The organism is Pseudofrankia saprophytica, from assembly GCF_000235425.2.
Classification (GTDB): domain Bacteria; phylum Actinomycetota; class Actinomycetes; order Frankiales; family Frankiaceae; genus Pseudofrankia; species Pseudofrankia saprophytica.
The window spans coordinates 862,772-885,180 of record NZ_KI912267.1 but is presented as its reverse complement, the minus strand read 5'-3'; the positions used below and the strand labels follow the sequence as shown (position 1 = coordinate 885,180).

23 protein-coding genes are annotated in these 22,409 nt (G+C 72.4%); 17 read left to right on the top strand and 6 right to left on the bottom strand.

Translation table 11 applies throughout. The features are described from left to right. Window positions 1-37: 37 nt before the first annotated feature. From FRCN3DRAFT_RS0238200 to FRCN3DRAFT_RS0238190, 3 genes are all read left to right on the top strand, one after another. Window positions 38-454, top strand: a complete 417-nt coding sequence (locus tag FRCN3DRAFT_RS0238200; protein WP_007510511.1) for an organic hydroperoxide resistance protein — start codon at window positions 38-40, stop codon at window positions 452-454. Next, the gene (locus FRCN3DRAFT_RS0238195) at window positions 444-1,172 is read left to right on the top strand and encodes a TIGR03085 family metal-binding protein (RefSeq protein WP_007510512.1); all 729 of its coding nucleotides are present in this window, start codon (window positions 444-446) and stop codon (window positions 1,170-1,172) included. Before FRCN3DRAFT_RS0238200 ends, FRCN3DRAFT_RS0238195 begins: the two co-directional genes overlap by 11 nt. A 340-nt stretch (window positions 1,173-1,512) precedes the next feature. Further along, the gene (locus FRCN3DRAFT_RS0238190; RefSeq protein ID WP_131803505.1) at window positions 1,513-1,812 is read left to right on the top strand and encodes a diguanylate cyclase domain-containing protein; all 300 of its coding nucleotides are present in this window, start codon (window positions 1,513-1,515) and stop codon (window positions 1,810-1,812) included. A 37-nt stretch (window positions 1,813-1,849) separates the two neighbouring features. Here FRCN3DRAFT_RS0238190 and FRCN3DRAFT_RS0238185 read toward each other — a convergent pair whose 3' ends face one another. Next, window positions 1,850-2,380: a pyridoxamine 5'-phosphate oxidase family protein gene (locus FRCN3DRAFT_RS0238185; protein ID WP_007510516.1), complete on the bottom strand. Its 531-nt coding sequence runs from the start codon at window positions 2,378-2,380 to the stop codon at window positions 1,850-1,852. 107 nt (window positions 2,381-2,487) lie between these two features. Next, window positions 2,488-3,672 carry a glycoside hydrolase family protein gene (locus FRCN3DRAFT_RS48270; protein WP_007510518.1) on the bottom strand — a complete coding sequence of 395 codons (1,185 nt, stop codon included), beginning with the start codon at window positions 3,670-3,672 and terminating at the stop codon, window positions 2,488-2,490. Window positions 3,673-3,923: 251 nt separating this feature from the next. Here FRCN3DRAFT_RS48270 and FRCN3DRAFT_RS0238175 point away from each other — a divergent pair, with 251 nt between their 5' ends. Next, window positions 3,924-5,216, top strand: coding sequence for a nucleotide disphospho-sugar-binding domain-containing protein (locus FRCN3DRAFT_RS0238175; protein ID WP_007510520.1), 1,293 nt, complete (start codon window positions 3,924-3,926; stop codon window positions 5,214-5,216). Window positions 5,217-5,260: 44 nt separating this feature from the next. Here FRCN3DRAFT_RS0238175 and FRCN3DRAFT_RS0238170 read toward each other — a convergent pair whose 3' ends face one another. After that, window positions 5,261-6,058 carry an SAM-dependent methyltransferase gene (locus FRCN3DRAFT_RS0238170; protein WP_007510522.1) on the bottom strand — a complete coding sequence of 266 codons (798 nt, stop codon included), beginning with the start codon at window positions 6,056-6,058 and terminating at the stop codon, window positions 5,261-5,263. A gap of 467 nt (window positions 6,059-6,525) precedes the next feature. Here FRCN3DRAFT_RS0238170 and FRCN3DRAFT_RS0238165 point away from each other — a divergent pair, with 467 nt between their 5' ends. The 9 genes from FRCN3DRAFT_RS0238165 (at window position 6,526) to FRCN3DRAFT_RS0238125 (ending at window position 13,712) form a co-directional block, all read left to right on the top strand. Further along, on the top strand, window positions 6,526-7,389 hold the full coding sequence (locus FRCN3DRAFT_RS0238165) for a helix-turn-helix domain-containing protein (RefSeq protein ID WP_007510523.1): 864 nt from the start codon (window positions 6,526-6,528) through the stop codon (window positions 7,387-7,389). Window positions 7,390-7,471: 82 nt separating this feature from the next. Further along, window positions 7,472-8,275: an ABC transporter permease gene (locus FRCN3DRAFT_RS0238160; RefSeq protein WP_007510524.1), complete on the top strand. Its 804-nt coding sequence runs from the start codon at window positions 7,472-7,474 to the stop codon at window positions 8,273-8,275. Window positions 8,276-8,314: 39 nt separating this feature from the next. Further along, window positions 8,315-9,136 (top strand): ABC transporter permease, encoded by an 822-nt coding sequence (locus FRCN3DRAFT_RS0238155; protein WP_007510525.1) that lies wholly within the window; start codon window positions 8,315-8,317, stop codon window positions 9,134-9,136. A gap of 40 nt (window positions 9,137-9,176) precedes the next feature. After that, window positions 9,177-10,130 carry an ABC transporter ATP-binding protein gene (locus FRCN3DRAFT_RS0238150; RefSeq protein WP_007510526.1) on the top strand — a complete coding sequence of 318 codons (954 nt, stop codon included), beginning with the start codon at window positions 9,177-9,179 and terminating at the stop codon, window positions 10,128-10,130. Between the two features lie 17 nt (window positions 10,131-10,147). Next, window positions 10,148-10,279 carry a hypothetical protein gene (locus FRCN3DRAFT_RS57290; RefSeq protein ID WP_007510527.1) on the top strand — a complete coding sequence of 44 codons (132 nt, stop codon included), beginning with the start codon at window positions 10,148-10,150 and terminating at the stop codon, window positions 10,277-10,279. Window positions 10,280-10,348: 69 nt separating this feature from the next. Continuing rightward, the gene (locus FRCN3DRAFT_RS0238140; RefSeq protein WP_051467447.1) at window positions 10,349-11,413 is read left to right on the top strand and encodes an LLM class flavin-dependent oxidoreductase; all 1,065 of its coding nucleotides are present in this window, start codon (window positions 10,349-10,351) and stop codon (window positions 11,411-11,413) included. A gap of 65 nt (window positions 11,414-11,478) precedes the next feature. After that, on the top strand, window positions 11,479-11,955 hold the full coding sequence (locus tag FRCN3DRAFT_RS0238135; protein WP_007510529.1) for a phosphoribosyltransferase: 477 nt from the start codon (window positions 11,479-11,481) through the stop codon (window positions 11,953-11,955). A 90-nt stretch (window positions 11,956-12,045) separates the two neighbouring features. Next, a complete protein-coding gene (locus FRCN3DRAFT_RS48265) occupies window positions 12,046-12,669 on the top strand; it encodes a DUF4232 domain-containing protein (RefSeq protein WP_007510531.1) in 624 nt (207 codons plus the stop codon). 293 nt (window positions 12,670-12,962) lie between these two features. Next, the gene (locus tag FRCN3DRAFT_RS0238125) at window positions 12,963-13,712 is read left to right on the top strand and encodes a siderophore-interacting protein (RefSeq protein WP_035931162.1); all 750 of its coding nucleotides are present in this window, start codon (window positions 12,963-12,965) and stop codon (window positions 13,710-13,712) included. A 131-nt stretch (window positions 13,713-13,843) separates the two neighbouring features. On the opposite strand, the gene FRCN3DRAFT_RS0238120 is transcribed toward FRCN3DRAFT_RS0238125, so the two are convergent. Next, a complete protein-coding gene (locus tag FRCN3DRAFT_RS0238120; protein WP_007510535.1) occupies window positions 13,844-14,413 on the bottom strand; it encodes a TetR/AcrR family transcriptional regulator in 570 nt (189 codons plus the stop codon). 123 nt (window positions 14,414-14,536) lie between these two features. Here FRCN3DRAFT_RS0238120 and FRCN3DRAFT_RS0238115 point away from each other — a divergent pair, with 123 nt between their 5' ends. Both FRCN3DRAFT_RS0238115 and FRCN3DRAFT_RS48260 read left to right on the top strand, forming a co-directional pair. Further along, complete coding sequence (locus FRCN3DRAFT_RS0238115; protein WP_007510537.1) at window positions 14,537-15,511, top strand: alpha/beta fold hydrolase; 975 nt, start codon at window positions 14,537-14,539, stop codon at window positions 15,509-15,511. Window positions 15,512-15,681: 170 nt separating this feature from the next. After that, complete coding sequence (locus FRCN3DRAFT_RS48260) at window positions 15,682-17,103, top strand: serine/threonine-protein kinase (protein ID WP_007510539.1); 1,422 nt, start codon at window positions 15,682-15,684, stop codon at window positions 17,101-17,103. 121 nt (window positions 17,104-17,224) lie between these two features. Here the strand turns inward: FRCN3DRAFT_RS48260 and FRCN3DRAFT_RS0238105 are convergent, their stop codons facing one another. Continuing rightward, entirely contained in the window at window positions 17,225-17,893 is a 669-nt protein-coding gene (locus tag FRCN3DRAFT_RS0238105) for an NAD(P)-dependent oxidoreductase (protein ID WP_007510541.1), read from the bottom strand. Window positions 17,894-17,964: 71 nt separating this feature from the next. Here FRCN3DRAFT_RS0238105 and sigJ point away from each other — a divergent pair, with 71 nt between their 5' ends. Beyond that, entirely contained in the window at window positions 17,965-18,855 is an 891-nt protein-coding gene (sigJ, locus tag FRCN3DRAFT_RS0238100; RefSeq protein WP_007510542.1) for an RNA polymerase sigma factor SigJ, read from the top strand. Between the two features lie 142 nt (window positions 18,856-18,997). Here the strand turns inward: sigJ and FRCN3DRAFT_RS0238095 are convergent, their stop codons facing one another. Continuing rightward, window positions 18,998-19,555 carry a CAP domain-containing protein gene (locus FRCN3DRAFT_RS0238095; protein WP_232794386.1) on the bottom strand — a complete coding sequence of 186 codons (558 nt, stop codon included), beginning with the start codon at window positions 19,553-19,555 and terminating at the stop codon, window positions 18,998-19,000. Window positions 19,556-19,935: 380 nt separating this feature from the next. Here FRCN3DRAFT_RS0238095 and FRCN3DRAFT_RS48255 point away from each other — a divergent pair, with 380 nt between their 5' ends. Continuing rightward, a complete protein-coding gene (locus FRCN3DRAFT_RS48255; protein WP_007510546.1) occupies window positions 19,936-22,362 on the top strand; it encodes a WD40 repeat domain-containing serine/threonine protein kinase in 2,427 nt (808 codons plus the stop codon). Window positions 22,363-22,409 lie beyond the last annotated feature (47 nt).

The window sequence follows — 22,409 nt, the reverse complement described above, 5'->3', positions numbered from 1 at the left end:
TATTGCGCACGATATATCTGGGAAGGAGCTGGACCTGATGGACGCCCTCTACACCGCCACCGCCACCGCCTCGGGCGACGGCCGCAACGGCCGCACCGAGAGCGACGACGGCGTGCTCGCGCTCGACGTCCGGATCCCGAAGGAGATGGGCGGCCCCGGCGGCGCGACCAACCCCGAGCAGCTGTTCGCCGCGGGCTACGCGGCCTGCTTCCACTCGGCCCTCAAGCTCGTCGGCCAGGCCGAGTCGGCCGACCTGACCGACTCGCAGGTCTCCACCAGCGTGTCCATCGGCGCGCTGCCGCAGGGTGGATTCGGCCTGGCCGTCGGGATCGTCGTGCACGCGCCCAAACTCGACCTCGAGACCACCACGGCGCTCGTCCGCAAGGCACACGAGGTATGCCCCTACTCGAACGCGACCAGGGGCAACGTGGAGGTCACGCTCGATGTCGTCTGACGACGACGTCGCCGTGACCGCCAAGGACGCCGCGGTCACCGCCAAGGAGAGTGCCGGGCCCGCGCGCGACGCTGGCACCGCTGGCGCCCGTGGCGCGGGTGGCGCCGGGTACGCCCGCGCCGAGCGCGCGCTGCTGGCGGACCTGCTGGCCGACGTTGGTCCGGACCGGCCGACGCTGTGCGCCGGGTGGACCACGCACGACCTCGTCGCCCACCTCGTCACCCGGGAGCGCGTCCCCTACGCCGGGCCCGGGCTCGTGATCCCGGCGCTGCACGGCCTCACCGAGCGAGCCGAGCGGTCGACGGGCCGGGCGCACTCCTTCTCGGAGCTGGTCGAGACGTTCCGCGCCGGACCACCACGATGGAGTCCGGCCCGGCTTCGCCGGTTCGACGACGCCACGAACGTCAACGAGTTCTACGTCCACTACGCCGACGTGGACCGGGTCGTTCCGGGATTCACGCCACGGGAGGTCGACCCGGTCGTCCGGGAACGCATCTGGTCGGCGCTTCGGCTGCTCGGCCGGACTGGATATCGGCGGACCGACGCGGAAGTGGTCGCGCAACGCACCGACACCGGCGCCCGGCGGGTGCTTCGGCGCGGGGCCTCGACCGTCGTCGTCGCCGGACTGCCGGAAGAGCTGTTGCTGCACGCCTTCGGCCGCCGCTCGGCGGCGAGGGTCGAGCTCCGGGGTGATCCGGCGGCCATCGCCTCCTTGTAGCGGGCCAGTCGTACGGTGGCCGGGGGCCGTACGACTGGTCGTGATGGTGGCCGGCCCGGCCAGGCGGGGATATGCGGGATGTCGATACCGAACCGGGCGGACCTCGGTGGCTGGCCGAGGCCGGTCCGCCGCGTTGATCCGCGTCCGTCCAGGGTCGGCTTGCCCAGCGGCCCGAAAGCGCCAAGCGTGGGGACATGGCGGTTACGGGACGGCGGGTGCGTGAGCCGGGCCCGCCGAGGTGGCGCCGGCGGGCCAGACCTGGGCCGGGCGTCGCCGGCGTGGTCAGCGCGGGGAGGCGCCGATCGTCGGCGACGGGGCGACGGTCCTGGCCGATCGCGACATGGCGGTCGCCGCGGACGCCGTAGGTGCCGTGGGCGGTGTGGTGGCGGGTGCTGAGGTCCAGGGTGACCTGCCCGCGCGGGTGGCGCGGCGGGTCGTGGCGGCGATGGGCCGGCCGTTCGAGATCGGTGGCCGGCGTTGCCGGGTTCAGGTCAGTGTCGGGCTGGCCGTCGCGGATGGTCCCGGGCCGGTCGACGCCGAGGATCTGCTGCGCCGTGCGGACGCGGCGATGTACGCGGCCAAGCGCAAAGGCAAGGGCCGGCTGGTCGTCGCCCACTCAGTCGGCGCCAGCGCCGACTGAGTGGGCGACGACTTTGGCCAGAGCGGCGAGACCTTGGTTAGAACCGCCACCGGGTCGCGCCGCCTGGGTCGACGGTGGCCAGCGCCGTCGCCGCGCGTGGCGCCAGGCGGTAGACGTGCCAGGGGGGTGGCCCGGCCGAGGGCGCGCTGAACTCGGCGGTGAGGGCCAGACCCGTGTCGTCGACCCGGGCTGGCCAGCCCTGCGCCACCCAGTGCGCCGCCAGATCGGCGACGGTCCCCGGATCGGTGACCAGATCGGCCTCACCCGTCACGGTGAGATCGAACTCCCGGGCGGCCACGCTGAGCACGCAGCGCGGGTCACGGGCGAGGTTGCGGCCCTTGCGAGTGCCTTTGCCGGTCTCGAACCAGAAACAGCCGTCGACCCAGAGCGCGCCCAGGCCGGTGACGTGCGGACTGCCATCCGGGTTGATCGTGGCCAGCCAACAGGTGTGACGGTCCGGGCCCCCGCTTCCCGGGGCCTGACTCAGTCCCGCCTCGAGCCGGGCCTCGATCCCGGACCAGTCGAGCGTGGGCAGTTCGTACAGGTCGGCAAGGTTGGTGGCTTCCATGACTCCTTCGACTCCGTCGGACGCCCGAACTCATCGCGCCCGGCTCCGGCTCCGGCGCCAGCCTCCCGATCCCGGGACGGGATCGCCGCCCGCCTGCTCCCGGCCGGCTACCCGGTGGAACCGGCCCGGCGGTAGGCGAGTCCGGCGGCGTTCGGGTTGCCCTGCTCGTCGTACAGGCCGGTAAGGCTGCCCGAGGTCGCGGGAAGGGCGAACCAGGCATACCGGCTCAGGAACGGCAGGCTTTCCAGCATCGTCGTCGAGGCGGTCACGAATTCCGCCTGCTGCTGCGTCGAGGGTGCCTTGGCGGTTCCACTGGAGAAGTCCATCAATGCGTACTCGGTCAGCCAGATCGGCAGGTGGTAACGGTTGTAGACGGCCTGCAGATATGTCCGGAGTTGATCCGTCGCGCGGGACGTGTTGAAGTCACCGCCGTACCAGTGCAGCGTGATGAAGTCGACCCGATAGCCGCGCTGCTTTACCCCGGTCATGAAGCGGTCCAGCCAGCCGCCCTGGTCCGCCCCGCCATAGGCCACGGCCGGGCTGCCCAGCCGCTTGCCGGTCGCCTGGAGCTGCGGCCAGAGGTCCAACGCCGCTTCGACCGTCATGTTCGCCTGGCCGCCGAGGTCCGGCTCGTTGAAGCCCAACAGGGTGTCGCCCTGGGCGGACGCCTGCCGCAGCGTCGTGGTGGTCACCGACCCCGCGCCCCAGATCATGGGCACGAACTGGACTCCCGCCGGAGCCGTGACATTTCCCGGAGCCGCGGCCCAGTTGTAGTACCAGGACACTCCCACATCGCCCAGCGCCTTCTGCAGGCCACCGAAGTTCCAGATGCTGGTGCCCTTCCTGGCCGAGCCCGCGGCGGGGGGCGCCGGCGAAGGGGCGGCGGTGGAGGGGCTCGGGGCCGGGGCGGTCGGTTTCACCGACGCCGTCGGGGATGCCGAGGACGGAGCCGAGCCGGGCGGCGTGGCTCCCGCCGACGAGGTTGCCGGGACCGGCGCGGTGCCGGATGCCGCCGGCGCCGACCCCGTACCGCCGGGAGTGGTCGTCGTGCCCGGGCCTGACCCACCGGGCGTCCCGGCGCTGGGCAGGCACCCCGCGACGGCGATGGCGACGGCGGCGACGGCGGCGCTCAGCCCCAGCCGAGCCCCGCCGGCCTGCCCCGACCAGCGCCGGCGAGGCCGGGCGCGCGTCCCGTGCGCCGTCGCGGGCACGACGCGGCCCTCTGCCGGCAGCTCCTGTGCGCCGTCCGCGGCGCGCTCCGGGCGGGTGCCAGACTCATCGCTTTCCTGCATAGCCTCTCCTCACCTTGGTGACGAACTGGCTGTGCATCCGGCCGACCCCAGGCCCCGGGGGCGATGCCCCTTCGGCGCGAACACTCACAAAACGGTCAAGCGTGCCAATCTTTCCATGGTCGACAGAGCGGTGCGCATCCGGCCCTCGCTGCGGCCCGCGCCGGTGTCCGGAGGCCCGTGTGAGCCGGCGCGGCGCTGCTCATAGGGTCGGTGGTGGTAGCGATGCGAACCGGGACAGACGGCAGGTAAAGATGCGAGTGCTGGTGGCGACACTTCCCGAGCTGAGCCATGCCCTTCCGACGGTGCCGCTGTGCTGGGCACTGCGGGCTGCCGGCGCCGACGTTCTGGTGGCGAGCGGCGGCGACGTGGTGAAGGTGACCGAAGCCGGCCTACCGATGGCCGATCTCCTGCCTGGCCGTGGCATCGCGGACTTCCTGAGGGCCTTCGACCTGTCCGCGCTCGCCGCTCCAGACGGCGGTCCGGACGCGGACCCGCCCGCTCAGCAGGGGCAGGCCGCCCAGCCGAGGCCCGCCGAGACGCCGTCGGCCCGGACCGGGCCCGCCGCGCCGTCGCCGGCACCCACGCCCACGCCCACGCCGGACCCGCTCGCCGAGGCTCCCTCGTACGCCGGCTTCCTGCCGCGCGTCAGCGAGCTGTTGCCCGAGGCGGACATCGCCGAGCTCTTCGAGATGATGCATCGCTTCGTCGCGCTCGCCGAGCAGTGGCGGCCCGATGTGATCGTCTACGGGCCGATGACCGTCGGTGCGCTGGCCGCGGCCGCGAAACTGGACGTCCCCGCCGTCGAGCATGGCTTCGGATTCCTGCGCACCGCGGGCATCGACCCGCTGCTGCGGACCCTCGGCAGCGAGGTGTTCGACCGGCACGGGGTGGACCTGCCCGCGAGCCGGTACGCGATCGACGTCGCGCCGCCCAGCATGCTTCTCGAGGAGCCACAGGGCTGGCCGATGCGTTACATCCCCTACAACGGCGGCGCCCGGGTGCCCGACTGGCTCAGCGAGCCGCCGTCGCGCCCCCGGGTGGCCGTGACGCTCGGCAACCTGATTCCGGAGCTGGTGCGGTCCGGCGAGCATGGCGTGGTCGGGCGGATCATCGATCGGGCGGACAGCGTCGACGCCGAGTTCGTGCTGGCACTGGGCGCGCTCGACCCGGGGGTTCTCGGCAAGCTCCCCGACAACGTGCGGGTCATCGGGTACACGCCGCTGACCCAGCTGCTGCCCACCTGCGCGGCGGTCGTCCACCACGGCGGTGCCGGCACCTGCATGGGCGCGCTCGACGCCGGCATACCGCAGCTGGTCATCCCGCACCTGTTCGACCACCAGCACACGGCCGACCTGGTGGTGAAGCGCGGCGTGGGCATGGCGCTCGACCTGGCGGTCGACCCCGACCTGCCGGCCAGCGTCCTCGACGCGCTCGTGGGTGACGAGCAGCTGCGCGGGCGTGCCCAGGAGGTCCGGGCGGAGATGCGCGCCATGCCGACGCCGGTCGACGTCGCGGCCCGGCTTTTCGAGCTCGTCTCCGCCTGACCTGCTCGCGGACGAGAACCGCCGGGTCCGCCCCCGGCGGCCGCCTAGAGCTTGCGTCCCACCCCGCAGTGGGACGGCAGCGGCTCGGCGCCCGGAACGTCCGGTCGCCACTGGGGGTTCGGAACCAGGCCCGGCTCGACGAGCTCCGTGCCGTCGAAGAAACGCATTATTTCCTGGTAGTCGCGGACGGTGTATTCATATCCGCCCTCGGCGACGGCGTCGGCCGCCTTGTCCGCGTCGCCGTGCACGCTGTCGTTGATGGCGACGTAGCTTCCCGGGACCAGGCTCGCGAGGATGCGACGGACAATGCCGTAGGCCTCGTCGGTATCCTTGACGGCCGCCCCGAGAACGCCGAACAGAATCAGGCCGACCGGCTTCTCGAAGTCGAGCGTCGCGGCGGCCTGCTCAAGGATCGTCTCGGGTTCGCGCACGTCGGCCTCGAGATAGGTCGTCGTACCCTCGGGTGTGCTGGTCAACAACGCGCGGGCCTGCCTCAGTACCAGCGGGTCGTTGTCGACATAGACGATCCGGCATTCCGGGGCGATCCGCTGGGCGACCTCATGCGTGTTGTTCTCGGTCGGTAGCCCGGTCCCGACGTCGAGGAACTGGCGGATACCCGCCTCCTCGACGAGGAAGCGCACGACCCGGGCCAGCGCGTTGCGGGACTCGCGGGCGATCGCCACGATTCCGGGGTACGCGGCGATGGCCGCCTCGGCGACCTCCCGGTCCGCCGGGAAGTTGTCCTTCCCGCCCACCCAGTAGTTCCAGATCCTGGCGCCGTGCGGAATGTGCGGGTCGTAGCTCGGGTCGGCCTCGACGGCCGTCCGCTCGTCGGTGCTCATGGACCGCTCCAGTGCTGGGGACGGGACGTGCCGACAGGCCTGGCGCGCCCGCTTGCGTCACCAGGTGCCCGGAAAGCGACTGTACCGACGCCCAGCGCGTCGCGTCCATGGCTGACAGCGCTTGGCCGGTCGACGCTGCGTGGCCAGCGGAGACGGTGTGGCGGGACCTCCGGCACTTGCGTGAGCGGCCCTGCGCGTGAACACGCGTCGCGCGTTGTGATTGCACGCACAGTATTTGTGTCGTGTGCTGCGAAGTTGCGGAACGAAACCGCGCGGCTCATTTCTTCCCGCGGCCGGACCGGTGCGTTCCCGCGATCGGGCGCGGCTCTCGCCGACCCCCGGCCCGTCATGCTGTGAACACGGCGCCGTTTCCACCACTTCCGGTGTACCGGTGACAACGGGGAACCACGGCATTCCGATATGCTGACACCTGAACTTCTGGGCGATCGGGATCGAGGGAAGCGGCCGTGTCTGTTCCTGGGGGTGGCGGGCCGACCGTGCGTCGCATCCTGCTCGGTTCCCAGTTGCGGCGGCTCCGGGAGAGCAGGGGGATCGGCCGCGAGGAGGCGGGGTACCACATCCGTGCCTCCGAGTCGAAGATGAGCCGGCTGGAGCTGGGCCGCGTCAGTTTCAAGAAACGCGACGTCGAGGACCTGTTGACGCTCTACGGCGTGACCGGCGAGACCGAGCGCGAGCAGGTGCTGGCGCTGGTTCGCGCGGCCAACGAGCAGGGCTGGTGGCAGCCCTACTCCGACGTCCTTCCCAGCTGGTTCCAGCCCTATATCGGCCTGGAGGAGTCGGCCTCGCTCATCCGGACCTACGAGCTCCAGTTCGTTCCCGGCCTGCTCCAGACCGAGGGCTATGCGCGCGCGGTCATCGCCGGCGGCAACCGGGGGATGCCCCGGGAGGTCATCGACGGGCGCGTCGACGTCCGGATGAACCGGCAGAAGCTGCTGACCCGGCCGGACGCCCCGCGCCTGTGGGCCGTGATCGACGAGGCCGCGCTGCGTCGACCCATCGGCGGCGCGAAGGTCGCGCGGACGCAGATCGAGCATCTTCTCGAACTGACGGACCAGCCGCAGCTGACCCTGCAGGTGATGCCGTTCGACGTCGGCAGCCACGCCGCCGACGGCGGGGCGTTCAGCATCCTGCGCTTCCCCGACGTCGACATGACGGATGTCGTCTACCTCGAACGGCTGTCCGGCGCCGCCTACCTGGACAAGCGCGAGGACGTGGACCGGTACACGATCGCCATGAACCAGCTGAGCCTCGACAGCTGCACTCCGGAACGGACGATCGAGGTCCTCCGGAGGATCGCCGCCGCCCTGTAGGCGGCGGGCCATCAGACTGACAACCGGCCAGGCTGCGCCGGGTCGTGGGATGGTCGCGACCGGTCGTACCGTCCGCTCTCCGATGCGTGCGATGGCCCGGGTGTACTGGCGTCTGTTGGTGGCGGGGTTTCGTCGCCAGTCCACCTACCGTCTGGCGGCGTTGGGCGGGCTCGTCGCGAACGCGACGTTCGGGCTTCTCAAAGTGGCGGTCCTGTTCGCGACGGTGCGTGCGGCGGGCGGTGACGTCGCGGGGTACGACATCGGTCGGATGAGCACCTACATCTGGCTTTCCCAGGCGCTGCTCGGCTCGATCAACCTCTCCGGTCGGACGGACATCGCCGAACGGATCAAGAATGGCCAGGTCTCGGTCGACTTCCTGCGCCCGCTGGACGTGCAGGCCGCCGAGGTCACGACCGAGCTCGGGCGAGCACTGTTCGCGCTGGTCCCGCGCGGGATCCCGATGCTCGTGATCGGCACGTTCGTCGGGATGGCGCTGCCCGCCTCGGCCACGGCGTACCCGCTCGGCGCGGTAAGCCTGCTGCTCGGAATCGTGATCTCCATCGCGACCGCCTACCTTGTCGGAGTCGCAGGTTTCTGGCTGGTGGAGACCCGTGGCTTGCAGATCTGCTACATGGTGGTCTCGGGATTCCTGGCTGGGCTGTTCGTCCCTATCCGGCTGTTTCCGCGCTGGCTGGAGCTCGCCGCTCAGTCGACGCCGTTCCCGTCGATGATGATGTACCCGATCGACATCCTCGCGGGTCGGGTCGGCCCGACGGGCGCGCTGACCCTGCTCGCGGCGCAGGCCGCGTGGCTGGCCGCCATCGGCGGCCTCGGCCAGATGCTGACCCGCGCCGGCCGGCGCCATCTGGAGGTGCAGGGCGGATGAGGCGCAGGGTGGCGCAGGCGCGGCCTCCTGAGGTACAGCATGGCTGAGGGGCTTGCGCCGCGGGCCCGGCTGCGGCCCTACCGGGCGGTGCTCGCCTCCCGGGCCAGGTCCCAGACCTCCTACCGGGCGAACTTCGCCCTCGACCTGATCAGCTCGTTCCTGGCCGCCCTCGTCGAGCTGGCCGAGGTCTGGGTGCTGTTCCACGCCGTCACCCGGCTCGGTGGGCTGGAGTTCCACCAGATCCTGCTGGTGTTTGGTCTTGCCGACCTGGCCTTCTCGCTCGCCGACCTCGCCGTCGGGCACTGCGACAACCTGCCCGCCTACGTGCGCGCCGGCACCCTCGACGTGTTCTACCTGCGGCCGCAGCCGCTGCTGCTGCAGCTGGTCACCAGCGACATCACCCTGCGGCGGCTGGCCCGCGCGGCCGTCGGCCTGGTCGCGGTCATCGCCGGTCTCGCCGTCAACGACATCGCCTGGGACGTCGGCGCCGTCGCCCTGTTGACAGTCGCGTTCGTCAGCGGCTGCGCGACGTTCGCGGCGATGTTCGTCTGGGCGGGCGCCCTGCAGTTCTTCCTCATCGACGGCGCGGAGATGACCAACGCGTTCGTCTACGGCGGCCGTTATGCCGCCACCCAGCCGGCGTCGGTGTGGTCGCGCCCCCTCAAGGTGGTGTTCGGGTTCGTCTTCCCGATGGCCTTCACCGGCTTCCTGCCGACGCTGCGGCTGCTCGATCTGCCGGCGCCCGCGTGGCTGCCAAGCTGGCTGGGGTGGTGCGGGCCCCTCGCCGCGCTCTGGGCGTGGGCCATGGCGCTGCTGTGCTGGCGCTGGGGCGTCCGGCACTACCGCGGTGGCGGCGGATGAGGGAGGCGGACGAGGGCATGGCCGGCGGGCGGATGAGCGGATGAGCGCGATCGTCGAGACCAGGGGGCTGACCAGGGAGTTCTTCGTCCGTGACGGGCGGCGCCGACGGCGGCTGACCGCCGTCGACGACCTGACCGTGCGCATCGAACCCGGCGAGGCCGTCGGCTACATCGGCGCCAACGGGGCCGGCAAGTCCACCACGATCAAGATGCTGACCGGCATCCTCGTGCCCACGAGCGGCACGGTGACCACCTGCGGCCTGCGTCCGGTCAAGGACCGGCGCCGGCTCGCCCGCCAGGTCGGCGTCGTGTTCGGGCAGCGCTCCCAGCTGTGGTGGGACCTGCCCGTCCGTGAGTCCTTCCGGATCCTCGCGGCCATTCACGCGTTGCCCGCCGCCACCGAGCGTGCCCGCACCGACGAACTGGTGGAGCGGCTCGAGCTGGCCGACTTCCTCACCACCCCGGTCCGGCAGCTGTCGCTGGGCCAACGGATGCGCGCCGAGGTCGCCGCCGCGCTGCTGCACGCCCCGCGCCTGGTGATCCTCGACGAGCCCACCATCGGCCTCGACGTTCTGTCCAAGCAGCGCCTGCGGGAGTTCCTTGTCGCCGAGCGCCGTACCCACGGCACGACGTTGCTGCTGACCACGCACGACATGGGCGACGTCGCGCGCCTGTGCGACCGGGTGCTCGTCATCGACCATGGCCGGCTCGCCTACGACGGCGACCTGGCCGGGCTCGGGCGGACGACCGGCGCCGAGCGGGTGCTCGTCGTCGACCTCAGCGGGCCGTCCCCGGACCTGACCGGGATCCCCGCGGCCCGGCACGTGTCGAGCGAGGCGCACGGCCTGCGCCAGCGGCTCGCCTTCGACGCGGAGGTGACCACCGCCGCCCGCGTGTTCGCGGCCATCGCCGAGCGGGTCGAGGTCCTCGACTTCACCGTCGAGGAGCCCGACATCGAGGACGTCGTCCGCCGGATCTACGCCGCCCGCCGCTGACGGAGGTCCGATCATTCATGATCGCCACGGACCTGTTGTCACGGTTGCGACTTGACCGGATTCACAACCGTGCCGACCCGGAGTTGGTGATCTACGGTCGCGGGCTGACGGGCAGCCATCGGCGGAGCGGCGCCGGGCAGCCGATCTGACGCGCCGTCAGGTCCGTTGTGTCAGACTTCGGAGCCGACCCGCTGGCACGCCGGAAGGTGACGACGTCCATGTCCCAGACACCGATGCACGGCGAGGAGTCGACGGCGCAGGTGGCGCAGGTGGCGCAGGTGGCGCAGGCCGAGCCGGTTCTGTCGCTCGGGCTTCCGCCGAGCGTCCGGGTCGTCGAGTACGCCCGGCTGGCCGAGCGGCTCGGTTACCACCGGCTGTGGCTGTTCGACTCGCCCGCGCTGTATGGCGATCTGTGGATCGCGCTCGGCCGGGTCGCCGAGGCGACCGAACGCATCGGGCTCGGAACCGGGGTGGCGGTGCCCAGCCTGCGCCATCCGATGGTCACCGCGGCCGCCATCGCCACGGTGGAGGAGCTCGCGCCCGGGCGTCTCACCTGCGCGTTCGGGACCGGCTTCACCGCCCGGGTGGCGCTGGGCCGCCCCGCGATGAGGTGGGCGGACCTCGCTCGTTACGTCCGCCAGGTGCGTGCGCTGCTCGCCGGCGAGGTCACCGAGATCGACGGAGCGCCGGCGCAGATGCTGCACCCTCCCGGCTGGGGGCCGCCCCGCCCGCTGGCCACACCGCTGTGGGCCGCGCCGATGGGCCCCAAGGGGTTCGCGACCGCGCGGGACCTCGGCGTCGACGGCGTCATCTTCCCCGGCGTTCCCGACGTACCGCTCACCGACTGGAAGTCGCGGGCGCTGCTCGCGCACGGAACCGTCCTGCGCCCCGGCGAGGACCACACCAGCCCTCGGCTCGTCGAGGCCGTCGGGCCGTGGTTCGCGACCAGCTTCCACGGCGTCTGGGAGCTCTACCCGGACGTCCTCGACAGCCTCCCCGGCGGTCCGGAGTGGCGGGCCGCGATGGAGGCCAGCCGGCCGGCTGACCAGCGCCACCTCGCGGTGCACGAGGGGCACGTCGTCACCCTCACCGAGGCCGATCGTGCCGGCATAGCCGCCGCCGGCCCGGCCATCCTGGGCACCGGCTGGACCGGCGACGCCGCCTCGATCCGAGCCCGGGCGCGCGAGGCGGGCGCCGCGGGTGTCACCGAGGTGGTCTACACGCCGTCCGGCCCCGACGTCCCTGCCGAGATCGAGGCGTTCGCCGCCGCCGCCCGGACCTGAGCATCCCCGGAGGCGTCGCCGCCGTCCGCTCGGTCTGGGCGGACAGATCTGTACCGTTCAATCGCATGACGGACGAGCGTGAGGTTCTGGACTGGCAGACCTTCGGTGTCGCCTCCAGGGAACTGGCCCAGCTGGTCGCCGACGACGGGTTCCGGCCGGATCTGATCCTGTCGATCGCGCGCGGCGGCCTGTTCGTCGCGGGGGCGCTCGGCTACGCGCTGTCGGTGAAGAACCTGCACGTGATGAACGTCGAGTTCTACAACGGCGTCGGCGCCACCCTGAACATGCCGGTGATGCTGCCGCCGGTGCCGAGCACGGTCGACTTCTCCGCCAAGAAGGTGCTGATCGCCGACGACGTGGCGGACAGCGGCAAGACGCTCGTGCTGGTGCGGGACTTCATTCAGCACCAGGTGGCGGAGGTGCGGTCGGCGGTGGTCTACGAGAAGCCCCGTTCGCTGGTCAAGTGCGAGTACGTATGGCGGCGCACCGACCGGTGGATCAACTTCCCGTGGAGCACCCAACCCCCGATCGTGGGTCCCTGAGCCCAGGTTGCGCGGTCGCGCCGGCGGTCGTGAGGATGGCGCGGTCGGCAACCGCCTCGGTCGCCGGCCGTCGTTCCGGATGGAGGCCCTGTGCGCCAGGTGCCGTTCGTGCCGCGTCACCGATGGGTGGCGGGCCTGGCGCTCGCGACCGTCGCCGGGCTGTCGGCGTGTGACAGCCCCGCCAGCTCCGCCGGCGGCAACACCGGCGGCAACGCCCCGCCGGCCGGCGGGCAGACCGGGACGGCGGCGGCGTCCACGGCGCCCAGCCCGAGCCCGACGTCCGCCGTCGGCCGGTGCGGGACGGCGGATCTCGCCGCCGCCCTCTCCGCGCCCCCGCCCGCGGGGACGTCGCAGAGCACCGTGCACGTGACGTTTCGGAACCGTTCCTCGGCCCGGTGCAGCCTGTACGGATATCCCGGCGTTGAGCTCAGGGAGGCGGGCGGCGACGTCTGGGATCTCGTGCGGTCGCCGCTGGTCGCCCGCACACTGATCGTCCTGGCTCCCGGTGACCGGGCGCACGCGACGCTTACCTATCTGCCGACGAGCCCCTCCGACGGCACCGGCAATCCTGCCTTCACCCCCGCCACCGTCGCGTTGACGCCGCCCGACGAGCGGACCCAGCTCGTGGTCCCGTGGAAGGGCGGGCCGCTCGTGCGGCAGGACGGCGCGACCCATCCCGGCACCTACGTCTCGGCGCTGGAACCCGGCGCCTGATCGCGCGCCTGGACCGGTAACGGCGAACGGCCCGCCGCGCACACCTCCGGACGCGCGCCGACCGCACCGCCCCCGGCGCCGCTGAGCCGCTCCTCACAGGACATCGCTCGGCCTCTCCCGTGACCGCATTCGCGATATATCGTGAGCATGTCGTCTGTTGAGGACTGGCGGCTGAGCGATGGAGGTCGTCCATGGTGACGCAAGGAAGCGGGCCAAGCGGAAGCGGCGAGACCAGGCGCGCGGGGCCGCCTGGCCCGGGGCGGCGGCGCCCGCCGCCGCGACCTGTCGAGGTGGTGGGCGTCGAGCGCCTGGCGCCGTGGCTCCTGTCGGTGTCGCTCGGTGGCGACGCCCTGGCGGGGTTCGCGGTCGAGGCGCCCACCGCGCACATCAAGGTGCTCATCCCGCCGCCTGGTGAGGCCCTGGTGCTGCCCACTCCCGGGTCGGACGGGCTCGTCTGGCCGGCGGACGCTCCGCGACCGGTGCTGCGCACCTACACTCCGCGCCGGTTCGACCCGGCCACCGGCACGCTCGAGGTGCAGTTCGCCCTGCACGGCCCCGGGCCCGCCGCGTCCTGGGCCGAGGGGGCCAAGGCGGGCGACCGGGTGGCCGTCGCCGGCCCAGGCGGGCGGTTCCAGCTCGACCCGGGAGCGGAGCGCTGGTGGATCGCCGGCGACGAGAGCGCGGTTCCGGCGGTCGCGACCCTGCTGGAGGCGCTTGCGCCCACGGCCCAGGTCGAGGTGCATCTCGAGATAGCGGCCGACGCCGACGTGATCCCGTTGCCAGGCCCGGCGCGGACGTCCGTCACCTGGCACCAGCGGCGGGACGCGACGGCATACGGCGCCGAACTGGTCGAGGCCGCGGCCAGCTCCGCCTTCACCGCGGGCACCCATGCCTGGGCCGCCTGCGAGACGGGAGCCGTCCGCACCATCCGCCGGCACCTACTGACCGAGAAGGGCGTCCCAGCCAGCGCCCTGACGACCCGCGGCTACTGGCGGCTCGGAACCACGAACCATCCCGACCACGACTACGGGGACGACGGCTGACGGACGGGCCGGCGGCTGACGGCCGGCGGGCTGACGGGCTGACGGGACCGGCTGCGGCCGCCGCGGGCGGACGGATGGCCCGCGGCGGGGCGACCGGCCTTGGGGCCTGTGTTCTTCGGTAAGGCGGCCGGTCACCGCGGGTGGAGATCGTCGGACTGGGCGGCGAGATCCTCGGCGCGTGGGGCGTGCGCAGGGTCCATGAGGTGCTGGGCGACCACGCCGGTGAGCAGCGCCTGGTAGAACGCACCCACGCGTCGCGCCCGCTCCGGCTCCGCCACCGGGTCTATCCCGTCGAACAGCGCCGCCAGTCCTTCGCGCGCGGCGACCTGCGCGCCGGCGAAGTGCTCCGCCAGGTCGGGCCTGCGGCGTATCTCGGTGACGAGCTCGAACTGCACGGCCCACAGCGCCGGGTTGGCGTGCGCTGACGCGATGACGCGGCCCCAGATCGCCGCGCGCCGCGCCTCGGGCGGCAGCGCGGCGTCGTCGCCGTCGACCAGCGCGTGTTCGAACTCCTCACTCCACCGCTGGACCGCCTGGAGCAGGGCGGTGCTCAGCAGCGCCTCGGTCGAGCCGAAGTGGTAGCCGATGGCGGCGAGGCTCACCCCCGCGGCCGAGGCGATGTCCCGTGCCGTCGTCCGGGCGTAGCCCTTCTCGAAGAGGCAGGCGAGCGCTCCGTCCAGCAGCTTCTCCCGGTTGCCCACGCACTCACCCTACGTCTGAGACGAACGTCTGGCACATATGTATTGCACGAATGTCTTGTACATCTGTGCAAGACGGTCGTACAGTTGGTGGCGCGGGGACATCGGCGACCGGAGGAGGAAACGATGCGGAGCCAGGTGACCGGTTCTCAGGTGGTGGCGGTGCGGGACGACCACTACGCCACGATCAACGGTGTCGAGCAGTGGCTGCAGATCCGCGGCGAGGACCGGTCCAATCCGGTGCTGCTGGTGGTCCATGGCGGCCCGGGCTCGCCCTACTCCGTGTTCACTCCGGTGCTGCGGGACTGGGAGCGGACGTTCACGGTGGTCCACTGGGACCGTCGCGGCTGCGGGCGGACCAGGCGCCGCGGCGGCGCGCCGAAACGGGCGGAGCTCACGGAACTGACGTTCGAGCAGCAGGTGGCGGACGGGATCGAGGTCGCCGAGCATCTGCGCCGGCGTCTCGACAAGGAGCAGATCGTCCTGATGGCCGGCTCGATGGGGACCATCCTCGGCCTGCCGATGGCGCTGCGGCGCCCCGACCTGTTCTCGGCGTACGTCGGCACCGATCTCTACGTGGACATGGTCGCCAACGAGCGCCTCGGGTGGCGGGACACCCATGAGCGGCTGCAGGCGGCGGGCAACCGCCGCGGCGTCGCCGCGCTGGAGCGGATCGGCGACGACCCGGCCCGCTGGACGGTGAAGCAGTGGGGTACCCGGATGCAGTGGTCGATGGCGACCGACCCGGCCAGCCCCAACGTGATCTTCAAGCTGATCTTCCCGTTGTTGCTGCGCAACCCGGACTACTCGCTCGTCGACGCCTGGAACTGGCTGCGTGGATTCCGCGAGATACGCGACGCGATGTTCACGGAGTTCATGCGGTTCGACGCGCGCCTGGTCGGCACGTCGTTCGAGGTGCCCTTCTTTCTCATCCAGGGTGCCCAGGACGTGGTCACCCTGACGGCGCCAGCCGTCGCCTACTTCGAGCAGGTGCGGGCGCCGGCGAAGAAGCTGATCCTCATCGACGGCGCCGGCCACTTCTGCGCCTGCACCCGGCCGGCCGCGTTCCTGGACGCGCTGACAGGTGTCCTCGCCACCTGATCTCCCGGGGTGCGGCCATCGGCGCGCCGATCGACCGGACCGCCGCGCCGCCAGCGCCGAGGCGTCCGTCATCCGGTCGAGCGAAGAGGGCGCGCGGCGCGCCCGGTATAGACCTACCTGGGCCGGTATAGCGTGATCGGCGAGAACCGGTCACCGCGTGGAGTTACTCCGTGATTGATGGCTACAGTTCGTTCGAGCGGGTCGGGGGCGGTGGGTTCAGTACCGTCTACCGCGCCTACCAGGAGGTCTTCGACCGGCAGGTCGCGGTCAAGGTCCTGCATGCCGACCTGCACGACGACGACGCGCGGCGCCGGTTCCTGCGCGAGTGCCGCGCGACGGGCCGGCTGACCGGGCATCCCCATATCGTCACCGTGTTCGACGCCGGCACCACCAGGGAGAACCGGCCGTATCTCGCGATGGAGTACTTTCCCGGCGGCTCGCTCGGCGACTCCCTGCGGGCGCGGGGACCGCTGCCGGTCGCGACCGCGGCCAGCCTGATGCTCCCGATCGCCGACGCGCTCGCGACCGCCCACCAGGCAGGCATCCTGCACCGAGACCTGAAGCCGGCCAACATCCTGCTGCGCGGCCCCGCCGACCCGGTCCTGTCTGATTTCGGCATCGCGGGCGTGTTCGACGCGGAGAGCGCCGCCACGATGTCGACGGCCTACACCCCTGGCTACGCGGCGCCCGAGGTGTTGTCCGGCGACCAGCTCGGTCCGGCCGTCGACCTGTTCGCCTTCGGCGCCACCCTGTTCGCCCTGCTCACGGCCGGCCCGCCCTTTCCGGGAAAGCTGGTCTTCCAGGTCCTGCCGCGCATCCTCGCCGGCGACATGGCACCCCTCGACAGTCCGGATCTGCCGCCGGACGGCGCGGCGCTCGTGCGCTCGCTGCTGGCCGCCGATCCTCGCCAGCGCCCGAGCTGGGAGGAGGTCTCCGCTCGGCTGGTCCCGCTGACCGGGATCGACGGATCCGGCGGCGCGGCGGTCGCGGGCCGGGTGCCACTGGCCGATCCGTCCGGCCCGAGGCCGACTCGACCGGAGGTGGATCCGTCGGGAGTGGATCCGTCGGCCGCGGGCTGGACGGGCGGAGCCACCCGCCGGCGCGCGCTTTCCCTCGTCCTGCCAGCCGTCGCCGTCGCGGCGCTCGCGGCGTTGGTCGCCGTCCTGGTGATGCGGCCATGGACGGACGGCGGCGACGTACCGGCCGGCGGGGGCGTGACCGACAGCCCGGCCGAGGCGGCGGCCAAGAACGGCGGGAACGGGCCATCGGCGGCAACCGCGTCGCCGCCCACGTCGCCGTCCGCGTCACCACCCGCGACGGCGTCCGCCGGCGAGGCCTGCGCGCGGTCGGCGGTGACGACCATCGACTACCTGGGCCGGAGCTGGACCAGCCGCTACGGTCTGCCAGAGCATTGCCGGCTCGGCGGTCTACGCGAACGTCAGCACCAGCGACGGGCCGCTCGACGACTCCGGCTATATGAATGCCGCCAGCCAGGCGTGGGTGATCTGCCAGTACCAGGGCCGCGCCAACCCGACGATCCAGGGCGACACCAACACCTGGTGGCTTTACACCAAGGGCGACGTCGCCCGTGACAACGCCTTCGGCTACACGCGCGCCTGGGGGTACCTGCCAGCCACCGCCGCCGCCCAGGGCGGCCGGAACCAGGCGATCCCCGGCGTCCCGACCTGCGGCGGCTACCTGTGACCGGCGGGCTCAGTCGGCGACGCCGATGGTGTGCCTGATCGTGTGCGGCTCGTCGAGGGCGCCCAGCATGCAGTGCGCCACGTCGGCCCGAGAGATGGAGACGCCGCCGCGCAGGTTCTGGTCGAGGGCGGTGCGATAGGCGGTGGTCGACGGGCCGTCGGTCAGCCGCGGCGGCCGGACGACGGTCCAGTCCAGGTCGCTGTCGCGCAGTACTTCCTCCATCCGGGCGAGGTCGGCGTAGTGCGCGCGCAGGACGGTCCTGATGCCGGGGGAGAGCAGGAAACGGGTGAAGAAACCGTCGCCGGGGTCGTGCCGGGGCGGGCGCGGCCGGCCCGGCGACGGGACCTGGCCGATCGGCGCCGCGCTGACGACGACGACGCGCCGGACGCCGCTCGCGCGCATCGCCGAGGCGATCGCCGTCGTGCCCCGCCAGGCGACCCCGGCGTCCTTCTTCCCCCGGGCGCCGAGACCGGACAGGATCGCGTCCGCGCCGGCGAGCGCGTCCGCCAGCGTCGCGGGATCGGCCGTCGCGAGATCGGCGGCGACGACCCGCGCCGGGACCGGCGGCAGCGCGTCCGGGCGGCGCACGACGGCGGTCACCTCGTGGCCGGCGGCCGCCGCCTGCGCGAGGAGATGCCGTCCGATGCCACCGGTCGCTGCGAAGATCGCTAGTTTCATCGTCACTCCCAGACGTGTCAGCTCCGCCCATCGCGGTTCGTCATCGGTATGACGGATCCAGAGGGGGAACCATGACCGACGGCGGCGGCGACCCGCTCACCGAACAGTTCGAGACCCATCGGCCACGCCTGCGGGCGGTTGCCTACCGCATGCTGGGTTCCCTCAGCGAGGCGGACGACGCGGTGCAGGACGCGTGGCTACGGCTCACCCGCGCCGACCGCGCGGACGTGGCGAACCTGCCCGGCTGGCTGACGACGGTGGTGGCGCGGATCTGCCTGGACATGCTCCGGGCGCGCCGGGCCCGGCGGGAGGACCAGTTCGGGGTCCACCTGCCCGAGCCCCTGGTGAGCCGCGAGGACACCACCGACCCCGAGCAGGAGGTGCTGCTCGCCGACGCCGTCGGGCTCGCGCTGCTGGTGGTGCTCGACACGCTGACCCCCGCCGAGCGCATCGCGTTCGTGCTGCACGACCTGTTCGGGGTGCCGTTCGACGAGGTCGGCCGGGTGGTCCAGCGCTCACCTGCCGCCGCGACGCAGCTCGCCAGCCGCGCCCGGCGCCGGGTGCGGGGCGCCGGCGCGGCCTCGGACGTCGACCGCGCCCGGCAGCGGGAGCTCGTCGACGCGTTCCAGGCCGCGGCGCGCGACGGCGACCTCGACCGCCTGCTCGCCGTGCTGGACCCGGAGGTCGTGCTGCGCGCCGACGGCGGTAACCGGCTGGGTGCGTCGGGCGAGGTTCGCGGCGCTCGGGCGGTCGCCGCCCAGGTGTCGACGTTCGCGCCGATGGCTCCGTTCGGGCGCCCGGCGCTGGTCAACGGAGCCCCGGGAATCGTGGTCGTCCCGACCGGCATGACGCCGTCCGCGATCCTCGGTTTCGTGGTGCGTGCTGGCAGGATCACCGAGATCGACGTGTTCGCCGACCCCGACCGGCTGCGGAGGCTGGACCTGACAGCGCTTCTCCGCTGACCCGGCTGGCGTGACCCGGCCCGGGTGACTCGGCCGGCGTCACCCGCTGGCGCCGTTCCTCGGCGACCGCCCCGGTCGCGAACACGGGCGGCCGTCGAGGAACGGCGTGGGTGACGTCAGCGGTCGCCGACGAAGTCCGGCGTCAGAGGCGGCCGAAGTCCTGCGTCCAGTAGAAGCGGTAGGAGCCGCCCTCGGCGTAGCCAACGCCGATGTGGGTGTACGAGCAGTTGAGGATGTTCGCGCGGTGCCCCTCGCTGTTCATCCACATCTCGACGGTCTGCGCCGGCGTGGTCCCGCCGGCCGCGATGTTCTCCGCGATGGAGGTGCCCGGGAAGCCGGTCGCGCGGATCCGGTCGGCGAACGAGCGGCCGTCGAGGCTCGTGTGGCTGAAGTAGTTCTTCTGGGCCATGTCCGCCGTGTGCGCCTGTGCCGCGCTGGTGAGGCGGGCGTCGACGGCGAGCGGCTTGCACCCGGCCTTGGCCCGTTCGACGTTGGTGAGCCGGACGACCTCGTCGGCCTTCGTGCCAGTGGCGGGCGGGGGTGGCGGGGCGGCGGGTGACGTCGTCGCCGGTCGGGTCGTCGGCGGCCGGGTGGTGGGGACCGTCCTCGGCGGGGTCGTCGTCGGTGCCGGCGGGGCGGCGGGCGACGTGGCCGGCGGCGTCGGGGCGGACGAGGGTGAGCTCGTGGGGGACAGGCTCACGGCCGGTGATGAGGTCGCCGGGCTCGCGGTGGCCGTCGGGCGGGGGTTTCCACCGCCGGATGGGGGCGGGAACGAACCCGGCTTGCAGGAGGCAAGAACCGCGGCCAAGCCGACGGCGGCCGCAAGGCCGGTAAAGGTTCTGGAGACAGAGGCCATGAGAACACTCCCTCGGGCACCCCTCCCCAGGAACAGGAGTAACAGTAGCAAACCGGGTGGCGGGGACATTAGGCCCCTCTGGCACACCCGAGGTGGCGGTGGCGAGTTTCCAACTCCGTCGACGTCTGGTCGGTGTCCTGCGACGATGTTCCTAACGCGGTGACACGGGGGGACACGTTGGTCACGAATCCGGAGGCGGGCGGGGCGGCGCGGCGGCGGTCGCGATGACCCTGGACACGCCGGGGGGCACCGCTGGCGTGCCCCTGCTGGCCACTGACCCACGTCAGGTCGGCTCGTACACGCTGCTGCGGCGGCTGGGCCGCGGCGGTATGGGTGTGGTCTATTACGGCCGAAGCCACGAAGGACGCCTGGTCGCCGTGAAGGTGATCCGCCCGGAGGTCGCCGCCGACCGGGAGTTCCGGGCGCGGTTCCGCCATGAGGTCGCCAACGCGCGCAGGGTGCGGGGATTCTGCACGGCGGAGGTCCTTGATGCCGATACGGATGGCGAGCTGGCCTACCTGGTCACCGACTACGTCCAGGGCCCGACGCTCGCCCAGGCGATCAGGGAGCGCGGGCCGCTCGCCCGTGCCGACCTCGAACAGCTGGCGATCAACATGGCGACGGCGCTGACGGTCATCCACAGCGCCGGTGTGATCCATCGGGATCTCAAGCCGGAGAACGTCCTGCTCTCTCCGACGGGTGCGCGGGTCATCGACTTCGGAATTGCCCGCGCGCTCGACGCGGCGACGGCGCTGTCCCGGGAGATCCGGCGTATCGGCACGCCGGCGTTCATGGCGCCGGAGCAGGTCGCGGGCACCGATCTGACGCCGGCCGCCGACATCTTCGCCTGGGGCGGTGTCGTCGTGCATGCCGGTACGGGTCGCCTTCCGTTCGGGGACGGCCCCACGGATGTGATCTTCTACCGCATCGAGACGAAGCCGCCCGACCTGTCCGGCCTGCCCATGCCGCTGCGGGACATCGTGGCCGTGGCCATGCGCAAGGATCCGGCGGTCCGGCCGACGGCCGGCGAGCTCTACGGCATGCTGCTCGGGGCCTCGGTGCCCGCCGCGCCGGAGCCGCCTGAGTCGTCCGCGGACGACGAGCCCAAGACCACGGTCATCTCGGCCCTTCCCGGCCTACCACCGTGGACCATCCCGCCCTGGGCCCCGCCGGTGCCTTCTGGCGTCTCGGTGCCTCCAGCTGCTCCGACAGCTGGTCCGATCTCTCCAGGCGGTCCGATCCGCCCAGCCGGTTGGGTCTCTCCGGCCAGGGACAGCCGACCCGGCGCTGTGAGTCATCCTCCGCCTACCGGACCTCCTGGCGCCGGCACGCCACCGCGGCGCCGGCGCGGCCGGACGCTGGTCGCGGCGGGCGTCGCCCTCGCCGTGGCCGCGGCGCTCACGACCGTCGTGCTGTTGAGCCGCGGGGGAGGCGCGGGCGGGGCGCCGACCGAGGACCTGTCGACGGGCTCTCGGACGCTCGCCGCGCAGGCCACGGCGGCCGAACCGACCGACCGTGGGCTGTCGCTCCGGCTGGCGACGGCGGCCTACCGGCTGGCGCCGACGTCCGAGGCCCACGCGGCGCTGCTGGCCGCCGTGGACGGCAGACTGACCACGCTGGCGGTCCTCACCGGTCACACCAACAACGTCATCTACACGGCGTTCAGCCCGGACGGGAAGATTCTCGCGACCACCAGTGACGACGGAACCGCCCGGTTGTGGGATCTCACCGGTCCCGGCCAACCGACGACGATCGCCACGCTGACCGCGCACACCGGCGAGGTCAACGGAGTGGCCTTCAGCCCGGACGGCAAGGTGCTCGCCACCGCCAGCGGCGACCACACGATCCGGCTGTGGGACGTCACCACCCCGCGCCAGCCGGTGTCGCTGGCCACCCTCACCGGCCACACCGAGGCCGTGTTCGGTATCAAGTTCAGCCCGGACGGCCGGCTGCTGGCGAGTAGCGGCAGCCTCGACCACACGGCCCGGCTGTGGGATGTGACCAATCCGCGTCAGCCGACGCCGCTGGCGACGATCAGCGGTCACGACGGTGCCGTCTGGGGCGTCGCGTTCAGCCCGGACGGCAGGACCCTTGCCACGGCGGCCACCGACCAGAAGGCCCGGCTGTGGGACCTGACCGACCCGCGCAGCCCAGCGCTGCTCGCGACGCTCACCGGCCACACCGACTTCGTCCTGGACCTGGCGTTCAGTCCGGACGGTAGGACGCTCGCGACCACCAGCGGCGATCGGACCATCCGCCTGTGGGACGTCACGAACCTCCGGAAGCCGGTGTCGGTGGCGACCCTTACCGGTCATACCAACGCGCTCTACGGGGTGGCCTTCAGCCCGGACGGTAGGACGCTCGCGACCACCAGCCGTGACCAGACCGCCCGGCTGTGGGACGTCGCCAACCCTCGGCAGCCGCGGCCGCTGGCCGTCCTCGCCGGCCATGACGATCACGTCTATGGGGTGGCGTTCAGCCCGGACGGCAGGCATCTGGCCACCACCAGCGCGGACCGGACCGCGCGCCTGTGGACGGTCGACCCGGCCGAGCTTGCCCAGCGTGCCTGCGCCGACCCGACCGACCGCCTCACCGAGGCGGAATGGACCCGCTACCTCCCGAACCTGCCCTACCGCGCCACCTGCTCCTGAGACCGCCGCCGACAGGCACTCCTCGTCGCGATCGACCTGTCGCCGGT

Excerpts from the sequence above, each read along its gene's own strand:
- FRCN3DRAFT_RS0238115 (WP_007510537.1), top strand. The coding sequence starts at position 14,537 with ATGCGGAGCCAGGTGACCGGTTCTCAGGTGGTGGCGGTGCGGGACGAC.
- FRCN3DRAFT_RS48270 (WP_007510518.1), bottom strand. The coding sequence starts at position 3,672 with ATGCAGGAAAGCGATGAGTCTGGCACCCGCCCGGAGCGCGCCGCGGAC.
- FRCN3DRAFT_RS0238195 (WP_007510512.1), top strand. The coding sequence starts at position 444 with ATGTCGTCTGACGACGACGTCGCCGTGACCGCCAAGGACGCCGCGGTC.
- FRCN3DRAFT_RS0238150 (WP_007510526.1), top strand. The coding sequence starts at position 9,177 with ATGAGCGCGATCGTCGAGACCAGGGGGCTGACCAGGGAGTTCTTCGTC.
- FRCN3DRAFT_RS57290 (WP_007510527.1), top strand. The coding sequence starts at position 10,148 with ATGATCGCCACGGACCTGTTGTCACGGTTGCGACTTGACCGGATTCAC.
- FRCN3DRAFT_RS0238140 (WP_051467447.1), top strand. The coding sequence starts at position 10,349 with ATGTCCCAGACACCGATGCACGGCGAGGAGTCGACGGCGCAGGTGGCG.
- FRCN3DRAFT_RS0238185 (WP_007510516.1), bottom strand. The coding sequence starts at position 2,380 with ATGGAAGCCACCAACCTTGCCGACCTGTACGAACTGCCCACGCTCGAC.
- FRCN3DRAFT_RS0238170 (WP_007510522.1), bottom strand. The coding sequence starts at position 6,058 with ATGAGCACCGACGAGCGGACGGCCGTCGAGGCCGACCCGAGCTACGAC.
- FRCN3DRAFT_RS0238135 (WP_007510529.1), top strand. The coding sequence starts at position 11,479 with ATGACGGACGAGCGTGAGGTTCTGGACTGGCAGACCTTCGGTGTCGCC.
- FRCN3DRAFT_RS0238105 (WP_007510541.1), bottom strand. The coding sequence starts at position 17,893 with ATGAAACTAGCGATCTTCGCAGCGACCGGTGGCATCGGACGGCATCTC.
- sigJ (WP_007510542.1), top strand. The coding sequence starts at position 17,965 with ATGACCGACGGCGGCGGCGACCCGCTCACCGAACAGTTCGAGACCCAT.
- FRCN3DRAFT_RS0238175 (WP_007510520.1), top strand. The coding sequence starts at position 3,924 with ATGCGAGTGCTGGTGGCGACACTTCCCGAGCTGAGCCATGCCCTTCCG.
- FRCN3DRAFT_RS0238200 (WP_007510511.1), top strand. The coding sequence starts at position 38 with ATGGACGCCCTCTACACCGCCACCGCCACCGCCTCGGGCGACGGCCGC.
- FRCN3DRAFT_RS48255 (WP_007510546.1), top strand. The coding sequence starts at position 19,936 with ATGACCCTGGACACGCCGGGGGGCACCGCTGGCGTGCCCCTGCTGGCC.
- FRCN3DRAFT_RS0238160 (WP_007510524.1), top strand. The coding sequence starts at position 7,472 with ATGCGTGCGATGGCCCGGGTGTACTGGCGTCTGTTGGTGGCGGGGTTT.
- FRCN3DRAFT_RS0238190 (WP_131803505.1), top strand. The coding sequence starts at position 1,513 with ATGGCGGTCGCCGCGGACGCCGTAGGTGCCGTGGGCGGTGTGGTGGCG.
- FRCN3DRAFT_RS0238155 (WP_007510525.1), top strand. The coding sequence starts at position 8,315 with ATGGCTGAGGGGCTTGCGCCGCGGGCCCGGCTGCGGCCCTACCGGGCG.